At 66.6% G+C, this 8,688-nt stretch carries 9 protein-coding genes and 1 pseudogene; 6 read left to right on the top strand and 4 right to left on the bottom strand.

What is annotated here, in order from left to right:
* Positions 1-419 (bottom strand): Asp23/Gls24 family envelope stress response protein (locus ACFYWX_RS44605; RefSeq protein WP_389431132.1); only part of this gene is annotated, 419 nt, incomplete at its 3' end.
* 215 nt (positions 420-634) lie between these two features.
* Between ACFYWX_RS44605 and ACFYWX_RS44600 the strand changes: the two genes are divergently transcribed.
* A complete protein-coding gene (locus ACFYWX_RS44600) occupies positions 635-1,399 on the top strand; it encodes a hypothetical protein (protein ID WP_389431131.1) in 765 nt (254 codons plus the stop codon).
* A gap of 349 nt (positions 1,400-1,748) precedes the next feature.
* Here the strand turns inward: ACFYWX_RS44600 and ACFYWX_RS44595 are convergent, their stop codons facing one another.
* A complete protein-coding gene (locus ACFYWX_RS44595; RefSeq protein WP_389431129.1) occupies positions 1,749-2,810 on the bottom strand; it encodes a YihY/virulence factor BrkB family protein in 1,062 nt (353 codons plus the stop codon).
* Positions 2,811-2,933: 123 nt separating this feature from the next.
* Here ACFYWX_RS44595 and ACFYWX_RS44590 point away from each other — a divergent pair, with 123 nt between their 5' ends.
* The 4 genes and pseudogenes from ACFYWX_RS44590 to ACFYWX_RS44575 all read left to right on the top strand — a co-directional run bounded on the left by ACFYWX_RS44590 (position 2,934) and on the right by ACFYWX_RS44575 (position 6,650).
* Positions 2,934-3,701, top strand: coding sequence for a DUF2382 domain-containing protein (locus tag ACFYWX_RS44590; RefSeq protein ID WP_389431128.1), 768 nt, complete (start codon positions 2,934-2,936; stop codon positions 3,699-3,701).
* 158 nt (positions 3,702-3,859) lie between these two features.
* Positions 3,860-4,093 (top strand): annotated as a pseudogene (locus ACFYWX_RS44585) (hypothetical protein); the annotation flags it as partial.
* Positions 4,094-4,853: 760 nt separating this feature from the next.
* Complete coding sequence (locus tag ACFYWX_RS44580; RefSeq protein ID WP_389431126.1) at positions 4,854-5,897, top strand: fatty acid desaturase family protein; 1,044 nt, start codon at positions 4,854-4,856, stop codon at positions 5,895-5,897.
* Positions 5,898-6,374: 477 nt separating this feature from the next.
* Complete coding sequence (locus tag ACFYWX_RS44575; protein ID WP_389431125.1) at positions 6,375-6,650, top strand: hypothetical protein; 276 nt, start codon at positions 6,375-6,377, stop codon at positions 6,648-6,650.
* A gap of 256 nt (positions 6,651-6,906) precedes the next feature.
* Here the strand turns inward: ACFYWX_RS44575 and ACFYWX_RS44570 are convergent, their stop codons facing one another.
* A complete protein-coding gene (locus ACFYWX_RS44570; RefSeq protein WP_389431136.1) occupies positions 6,907-7,488 on the bottom strand; it encodes a hypothetical protein in 582 nt (193 codons plus the stop codon).
* Between ACFYWX_RS44570 and ACFYWX_RS44565 the strand changes: the two genes are divergently transcribed.
* A complete protein-coding gene (locus tag ACFYWX_RS44565) occupies positions 7,433-7,618 on the top strand; it encodes a hypothetical protein (RefSeq protein WP_389431138.1) in 186 nt (61 codons plus the stop codon). The two genes, ACFYWX_RS44570 and ACFYWX_RS44565, sit on opposite strands and share 56 nt — an antisense overlap.
* Before the next feature lie 446 nt (positions 7,619-8,064).
* On the opposite strand, the gene ACFYWX_RS44560 is transcribed toward ACFYWX_RS44565, so the two are convergent.
* Positions 8,065-8,604 carry an NAD(P)H-dependent oxidoreductase gene (locus ACFYWX_RS44560; RefSeq protein ID WP_389431124.1) on the bottom strand — a complete coding sequence of 180 codons (540 nt, stop codon included), beginning with the start codon at positions 8,602-8,604 and terminating at the stop codon, positions 8,065-8,067.
* Between the last annotated feature and the right edge of the window lie 84 nt (positions 8,605-8,688).

Here is an 8,688-nt window from a genome sequence, read left to right as displayed (position 1 = left end):
TGCCGCTCCTCCCCTTCGTCCTCCTCGTCGGGCAGCTTCACATCGCTGACCATGATGTTGACTTCCACGACCTCCCGACCCGCCATCCGCTCCACTGCGGAGATCACGTTCTCCCGCACCGCACCGGCCACGTCCGTGATCGAGACGCCGTAGTCGACGACGAGCTCCAGATCGATGGCCGCCTGCAGCTCTCCGACCTCGACACTGACCCCGCGTGTGACGGACTTGCCACTACCGGCGCCAGGCATCCGCTCCCGCATGGATCCCATCGAGCGGGCGAACCCGCTGCCCAGGGCATAGACGCCCAGCACGTCCTGTGCCGCCATTCCGGCGATCTTCTCCACCACCACATCGGCGACGCTCGTCCGGCCGCGAGAGCCGGGCGCAACACCACGCCTGACGACGGTGTTCTCAGTCATCAGGGCATTCCTCCTTCAAGGAGCCCAATGTGCACCTTTTGTAAGATTATATTCGCATTAGCAGTTTTGCCCGATGGGCGGACTGTGAGGCGAGGCGAGTGATCCGCGGGTGATCCAACAAGCGACCCGAGCGTCCCCGCCCGGAGCTTCGCGGACGATCCGTGCGCGGTACAGGAAGAGGACCGTGGCCTTTGAAGAAGGAGGGTGAGAGGCCGGTGACCGAGGCGTTGACAGAGGCAGTGCGGCACCAGCTCGACCTGGGCCGGCTGCTCCCGCTGGGCGGGCCCGACGACGGGACATGGATCACCGAGCAAGCGGCCGTCCGGACCCTCGGGCGCGCTGCCGCCGAGATTCCCGGTGTTCGACTGGAGTCTCTACGCATCGGATCGGCGCCGCTCGAACCCGTGTCCGAGTCGGCCGTCCGTCCGCCGGTCAGCGCGCTACCGCCCGGCCCACTCAGGATCGAAGCCGCCTTCACAGCACCCCTCGGGCAGCCACTGCCGGAGACCGCCGAACAGTTGAGGAGCGCACTGCTCAACGCGGCCGCTGAACGGCTCGGCCTGGCCACCGTGACAGCGGACCTGCGCGTCACGGATCTCCATGAGGGCCCGGAGACAGGCCGGAAGCCGCGGACCGCGGCGAGGGCCATGAGGCCCACGCCGGAAGCTGCAGCCGCGCGAAGCTCACCCCCGGTGACCGGAACAAGACCCATGCGGGGGCTCGTCGGGGAGCTGGCGGACGTCGCGACGGGTGTTCCGGGCGTCGCCCGCCTCACGGCCGTACTGGGAAGCCGCCCGGTCAAGGTGGAGGACCATGACGATCCACCCGGCCGCCACATCGAGGTCCACCTCGCGGTCGCCCCCGGACACCACCCACTGGAAGTCGCCCGCGCCGTCCGGGACGCCGTAGCCGACGCGGCCACCACGGACGCCCCGGGCCCGGTCACCGCCGCCGTCCTCATCACAGAAACCGCGGCCTAGCCGGCCAGGCGACAACGGCAGCTCAACGCGCCGGCCTGATCCGGTCCCATTTCTCCAGCCTGCCCGCGGCGCAGGCCACACCGCGCCCACCGCCTGGCCCGAACACACCCGCCCCCACCTCAGCCTCGCCATCTCTACTGTTGACGCCTCAGCACACTCCGGATCAGCAACAAGGCCGCAACGGCGATCAGGGGCAGGGGCGCGGTTGGCCCGCGCCGCCATGCATGCCGTTCCGCTGTGACCCGTGCCGCGGTGGGCGGCGCCGCCGGCACAGCTGTTGGCGACCGCGGTGGACAGCACCTGGACCCGCAGAGCCCTGGGATGGGGCCCGCACGGCGCTGCGGCCACCTCAGGATTCAAGACGGCGGCGGTCCTCCTCGTCCCACTTCTGAGTGTCGCGCGGTTGTACGTACGGCTCCTCCTCGGGCGGGTGACCGCCTGCGACAGCACGCTGGCGAACCATCTCCGCATCGAACTCCAGGCCGAGCAGGATCGCCAGATTCGTGATCCACAGCCACACCAGGAAAATGATTACACCGGCGAGCGTGCCGTAGGTCTTGTTGTACGAGGCGAAGTTCGCCACGTACAGTGCGAACCCGGCCGAGGCGATCATCCAAATCACCAGCGCCAGAAAGCTGCCCGGCGTGATCCAACGGAAGCCGCGGACCCTCGCGTTCGGTGTCGCCCAGTACAGGATCGCAATCATGATCGTCACCAGGATCACCAGCACCGGCCACTTCGCGATCGACCACACCGTCAGCGCCGTGTCGCCGACACCCAGCGCGGTGCCCACCTGCCGGGCCAGACCACCAGTGAACACGACGATCAGCGCACTGATCACCGCCATGACCATCAGGACCACCGTCACGCCGACGCGGACCGGCAGCACCTTCCACACCGGGCGGCCCTCAGGGACGTCGTAGACCGCATTCGCGCTCCTGATGAACGCGGCGACATAGCCGGAAGCCGACCACACCGCGAGCACCAGACCCACGATCGCCATGACCGAGCCGACCCCCGCGTTGCCCTGCATCTGCTGCACCGCGTTGCGGAGTACGTCCTGCGCCGCCCCCGGGGCGAGATTCTGGATGTTGTCCAGCACCTGCTGCGTCGCCGACTGGCCGACGACCCCAAGCAACGAGATCAGCGCCAGCAGTGCCGGGAACAGCGCCAGAATCCCGTAGTAGGTCAGCGCCGCAGCCCGGTCGGCCAGCTCATCCTTCTTGAACTCCTTCAAAGTGCCTCTCAGCACCGCCCTCCAGGAGCGCTTGGGCAGATCCGTGGGACTGTCCGGTGCCTGCTGCTCCACCTTCTCGTCGGGCCCGGCCTCCGGTGCCCGCACAGCCTCGGCCTTCCGGCCGGCTGCGGCGTGCCCGCCCTGTCTTCCGTGCCGTTTCAATGTCCGTACCATCCCGCACGAGTATCCACCCGAAAAGCATCAATTCGGACATTAACGACATATCGACACAATTAATGTGTTTCATGACATGTCGCTCGGTTAGTCGGTTGGGAGGTCAGTAGAAAGGGGATCACGATGATCACCCGAGAGCAGATCCCGACGGTGCTGGACCACCCGGTCTACGACACGGACGGCAACAAGATCGGCGACGCGAAGCACGTTTTCCTCGATGATGCGACCACGCAGCCGGAATGGGTCAGCGTCAAGACCGGCATGTTCGGCACCAGCGAGTCCTTCATACCGATCTCCGACGCCAGCCTGGTCGAGGATCACCTGGAAGTCCCGTACACCAAGGACACGGTCAAAGACGCCCCCAACGTCGACGTCGATGCCGGCGGGCACTTGTCCGAAGAGGAAGAACACCGCCTGTACGAGCACTACGGCATCGACTGGGACGCCGCCTGGCAGCAGCAGGCCACCCAGCGCCAGCCCGGCACCGGCCGTGAGGCCGGAACCACAGATGACGCGATGACCCGCTCCGAGGAGCAGATGCACGTCGGCGTCGAACGCCGCGAGGTCGGCCGGGCTCGCCTGCGCAAGTACGTCGTCACCGAAGAGGTCCAGCAGACCGTCCCCGTTCGCCATGAAGAAGTCCGCATCGAACGCGAACCGATCACCGACGCCAACCGCGACGCTGCCACGGCCGGCCCGGACATCAGCGAAGCCGAGCACGAAGTGACCCTGCACGCCGAGCGCCCAGTGACGCAGACCGAGGCAGAGCCGGTCGAGAGGGTCCGCCTCACCACCGACGAGCGCACCGAAGAGGAAACCGTCACGGGCAAGGTTCGCAAAGAAAAGATCGAAGCCGACCAGCCTGACGAGGACGAAAAGCGTCAGCGGTAAACGGCCACTCACCCCATATTCGAGCCGGTCGCCGCGGCGACGCCACTGGCGGTGATGGCCTAGGAATACATCACTCAGCTGGAATTGATAGGCCGGGCCGGCCAGCTGGCCCGCTCGCCCGTGTAGGGCCGGCCGAAGGTCAGGCCGTGACTTCTTACATGTACGCCTGCAGAGCATCCGGTTGGCTCAGCACGGAAACGCCTGAGTTCATGCGTGGCCTGCCATGGATCGAGGACGGGAGCAAGGTCGCCCCCAAGGACGCGCGGGCACTGTCAAGGCTATTCCTCGACCGGCTGCAGGGCTTGGAGGAGGGTACTCGTGAATATCAGTACGCCCGGAACACGTTGATCGAAATGAATGTTCCCCCGATGGTGCCGCCGGCAGCGGGCAGATGCGACGCTGCCGTCTCCAGCCCCGGCGCTTTCGCCAGCACCGGGGGTGGCAGGCTGTCCTGGAGACTGCGGGCCACTGCACTGGAGGTTTCCAGGGCATCCTGGGCTCTGGAGAGGATGTTCTGGGGGCTCAGCTAAGTGCCGAGGTTGATCTCGTTGCTCACCCCGCCGGTCAGGGAGGCAAGTTCGGCGTGGGGTCTCCCGCCTATCGCATTTATGCTGCCCAGCACTTCTCCGCCCGGGGCGAAGAGCGGATGTTCCGCGCAGGCGACGATGCTCATCGGCCCCACCGCGAGTGTCCGCTGGTGCCCGAGACGGCGGTGTCCTCGACTACGAAGTTACCGCAACTCCGGTTCACTCACCCCACACCGCCGGTTCGGAGACTCTTCAGGTGCGCCGGTCGGTGTCCTCGTCGGTACCGTCGGTCTCGACGACCCGTGCGGACCTTGCCGGTCACCGCGCTGAGCGCCCCTCAGCGATCAGACGGACCCGCTTCACCGGCCGGGTTCGGTGCTGCCATGAAAGCGCGGACCGCTCCAGCCCCGTCCTGTCACGGTGTGAGACCTGCCCGTCGGGGAACTCGCATGCATACAGAGGGCCTGCGCTGCCGCTGGCAGATGGAGCAGGCGTCTTCCTTTCTCCGCGGTCGCGCGATGCGCATCCCGCACTGGCGAAAGCGCATTCCTGCCTGCGGCCCGGTCTCAGCAGCCCCCGAAGCGGCGCCGAGCCATCTGCCTCCTTCGGAGAGGTTTTCACCATCATGACCACGAACACCACCCTCCGGCCCCCGCCCTCAGAGGGGTCCGGCAGCGACTTCGCCCGACTGTCGAGAAAGATCGCCGATGCCGGTCTGCTGGGGCGCCGCCCCGGCTACTACGCGCTGCGGATCACAGCGGTGGCGGGGCTCTACGTCGGCGGGTGGGCGGCCGTCGCGCTCATCGGCGACAGTTGGTGGACCCTGGCGGTCGCCGTCTTCCTGGCCATTGTCTTCGGCCAGGTCGCCCTGCTCGCCCATGACGCGGCCCACCGCCAAGTGTTCCGCCGACGCCGGGCCAGCGAAACGTCCGGGCGGATCGCCGGTGCCGGTATCGGGATGGGCTACGGGTGGTGGCAGGACAAGCACACCCGCCACCACGCCAACCCCAACCATGAGGAACTCGATCCCGACCTCGACCCCAACCTGCTGGTCTGGTCCCAGGATCAGGCCCGGGCCGCCAAGGGGCTCCCCCGCCTGATCGGCCGCTGGCAGGCGTTCCTGTTCTTTCCGCTCCTCACACTGGAGGGCTTCAACCTGCACGTGTCGAGCGTGAAGGCGCTGGCCAATCGCTCGCTCAAGCACCGAACGCTCGACGGCGCCCTGCTGTTCGCGCACTTCGCGGTCTATCTGACCGTCCTGCTCCGGCTGCTGCCGCCCGGCATGGCGATCGCCTTTCTCGCCGTCCACCAGTGCCTGTTCGGCGTCTACCTCGGCTCCCTCTTTGCGCCCAACCACAAGGGCATGCCGATCCTGACGGGAGAAGACCGTCCGGACTTCCTCCGCCGCCAGGTGCTCACCTCACGCAACGTGCGCGGCGGCCGGTTCACCGACATCGCACTGGGCGGGCTGAACCACCAGATCGAGCATCACCTGTTCCCCAGCATGCCCAGCCCCAACCTGCGCAAGGCCCGGACCATCGTCCGGCGCTACTGCGAGGAACTGGGTCTGGACTACGTGGAGACCGGGCTGATCACCTCCTACCGGCAGGCCCTCAACAGCCTCCATCAGGCCGGAGCACCGCTCCGGCACGCCCGCGTCCCTGCTTAGGGACTCGGCACGGTCCCAGCGCGATCCTAGGGAGATCGCCACTGGCCTGGATGCGGCTGCGACACAGCTCGGCGCCTGAGAACTCCTGGTTTTGCAGCTCTATTTAGTCAGTCACTGGCGGTCATAGCGGTCGTACTACGGCCCTGTCCAAACACTGAGGGACAGGTTCGGTTGCCGAGTTCGCTGTTGCACCGCCCAGCTACCGGACCTATCGGTTTCGTCGGTGACCAGGATGACCTGGTCCTCAATCACTGACTGCCCTCACCGATCCGCTCCTGATCCGACCTCGCGGAACCCATGGCGGTGGACCTCCATGTGACGCCCTGCTGCAGCAGCCACCCCGACCGCGACGGGCCGCGTCTGCTGCGGCAGCTGACTGCGCAAGGCACTTATTGCCGCCGGGGCAGAGCCGCATAACAAGTCCGATTTCGGGTACTCCACCCAGAAATACACCACTACGTCGGATGGAGTACCACCGTGGTCATCAAGAGACTCCACGACATGGGCATACGGAGCGAACACGCCTACACCGCCGGCATCGCCTCCATCGGCCTGTCCGTCGCCACCTGGGTGAGCAGCCTGAACGCCGGGCCCGGTACTGGCCTCGCCCGCGCCGACCGGTTGGGAATCTTCGTCGGCGAATGGGCCCCCACTTTCTTCGGTATGGGGGTCGCACTGTCCCACTACGAGCAGGCCGACGGCACGCTGACGGCCAGCGTTCATGACCTGCGGGAGCAGAGGAAAGCCGGCTGACAGAGCGAGCGCCCGCTTCGCGCCTCGGGGTGGGCGCACCCATCTGGCCCGAGCATCAAGGCGGGCGTACAACCGCGCAACAGATGCAACGTGTTCGCCCTGCATGGCTGGTTTCTTGAACAGCACACCCTGCAGCGTCTTGCGGTCATCGATCCACTTGCACCCCGGATACCGGAACCGCCGTTCACGCTTCGGCAACAGCGGCTCGATCACCACCCACAGCTCGTCGCTGACCTCACCCCCACAAAGCACGGGATCACCTACCTTGCAGGAACGAAGAAGTGCCTTGTGACCTGCGATGATGGGAGTTCTTGAGGCTTCCAGCACGCACAATCAGCAAGGCACTTCCGAGATGCAAGTTTCCCACACCCCGGCGGCGGTCTCCGCCGCGTTCGATGACCCCAATCTCGTCGCCCGCCGTCGCGTAGGCCGAGGCGTGCGCAAGTGCAGAACAGCTCGCGGTTGCCCAGGCGGGACAATCGTTCCCGCAGAGCGGGGTCGGCGATGACCAGGACGGCTTTGAGCTGGTTGATCGCCTGGGTACGGGCCTTGACCGCGGAGTTTTGGCGAGTTTGAACATCCGGGCGCTGTGCACCGGACCGTCTCCGGTCTTTGCCCGGGCTTGGGCGCGACCGCTGAGCACGGCCCGCGCAGCAGCCTGCGCGTCGAGTGGGTCCGACTTCCCGAGCAGACGGCGGGCTGTGCGGTCGGGCCGGTTCACTTCGTACACCTGGACGTGCTGAGCCAGCAGGTAGCGGGGCAGGCCCGCTCCGAAGGGGCCGGTGCCCTCCACACCGGCCCGGCGCACCGCCCCCAGCTTGGCGGCCCAGCCGAGCAGCCGGCGGTACCCGGCCGCCGTGGCCGGAAAGGTTGGTGCCCAGCACCTGCCCCAGCGGGCAGACAACGGCGGCGACATGGACCTCGCCGTGCGTGTCCACGCCCAGGACGACCTCGCCTCGAACGGGTAGGTCAGGTTTGGTGGACAAGGTGCTGCGCTGTCTGGTCGTCACGGTCATCCGCCTCCCGCGTTGTGGTGTTTCGGGGCGGCCGACACCTGCCTGGTCGGGCGGTCTGAAGCGTGATGGCGCCTGATCGTCAACAAGGCCCCCATTGGGACACGCCATGTGGCTCGGTGACAGCAGACACCATCCCGCAACGACAGTCGACAAGCCCGTGACTGGACACTTCGGTCAAAGATCTCATGAGTCAGACCCCCGCCCGGGACGGCGCTGCGCAACCTTCCCACCAGTACCGGCACAAAAGCATCGCCCGATCATTTCCGGAAGGCTTCATCCGGACCGGTGACCAACTGCTGCCGCAAGACGAGAGGATGGCCTGTCTCCTCGCCTGCTCGTGACCCGCATTGACAGACACCCGAAACACCAGCCGCACCAGCGAGTGCGTGAGAGTGCGGTCAGGCAGCGAAGGAGGCGAGCAGTTCGTTGTACTGCTTGGCAGCGGTGGTCAGGTCCTGGTCGGAGAGGCCGAAGGCGGTGCCGTACAGCTTGACCATCGGCTGGATGTCGAACTGGCACAGCCGCAGGGTCGCGTGCCAGTTGCTGAGGAGGGTCTCGATGGTGGCCTGGTTCGAGCCGTCGGGGGTGTAGTGGTCGGCGGGGACGCCGGCGGTGACGGAGACGACGGCCTTCTTGCCGGCCAGCTGTGAGGGCGAGCCGTCCATGGTGAAGGCCCAGCCAAGGGTGAAGACCTTGTCCTGCCACTGCTTGAACAGAGGAGTGGTGTTGTACCAGTACACCGGGTGCTGGAAGACGATCACATCGTGCTCGGCCAGCAGCGCCTGCTCGGCGTCGGCGTCGATCTGGAAGTCGGGGTAGGCGGCGTAGAGGTCGTGCACGGTGACATGGGCCAGCTCGCGGACGGCGTCCACCAGGGCCCTGTTGGCCTTCGACTGGGACAGGTCGGGGTGACCTACGACAAGGAGAACCTTGGACATGATCAGGAACCTCTTCAGTGATCAGGGATATGGGTGACGGATGCGTTGATGGGTGTGACGGGTCGGGGATTCACCGAGGCGTGA

Source organism: Streptomyces sp. NPDC002888 (assembly GCF_042888465.1).
Lineage (GTDB): Bacteria > Actinomycetota > Actinomycetes > Streptomycetales > Streptomycetaceae > Streptomyces.
The sequence above is the reverse complement of the archived record's forward strand: the minus strand, read 5'-3'. Positions and strand labels throughout refer to the sequence as shown.

What these genes read in the sequence shown, in the direction of transcription:
- ACFYWX_RS44595 (WP_389431129.1), bottom strand. Translation starts at nt 2,810, where the DNA reads ATGGTACGGACATTGAAACGGCACGGAAGACAGGGCGGGCACGCCGCA.
- ACFYWX_RS44590 (WP_389431128.1), top strand. Translation starts at nt 2,934, where the DNA reads ATGATCACCCGAGAGCAGATCCCGACGGTGCTGGACCACCCGGTCTAC.
- ACFYWX_RS44580 (WP_389431126.1), top strand. Translation starts at nt 4,854, where the DNA reads ATGACCACGAACACCACCCTCCGGCCCCCGCCCTCAGAGGGGTCCGGC.
- ACFYWX_RS44560 (WP_389431124.1), bottom strand. Translation starts at nt 8,604, where the DNA reads ATGTCCAAGGTTCTCCTTGTCGTAGGTCACCCCGACCTGTCCCAGTCG.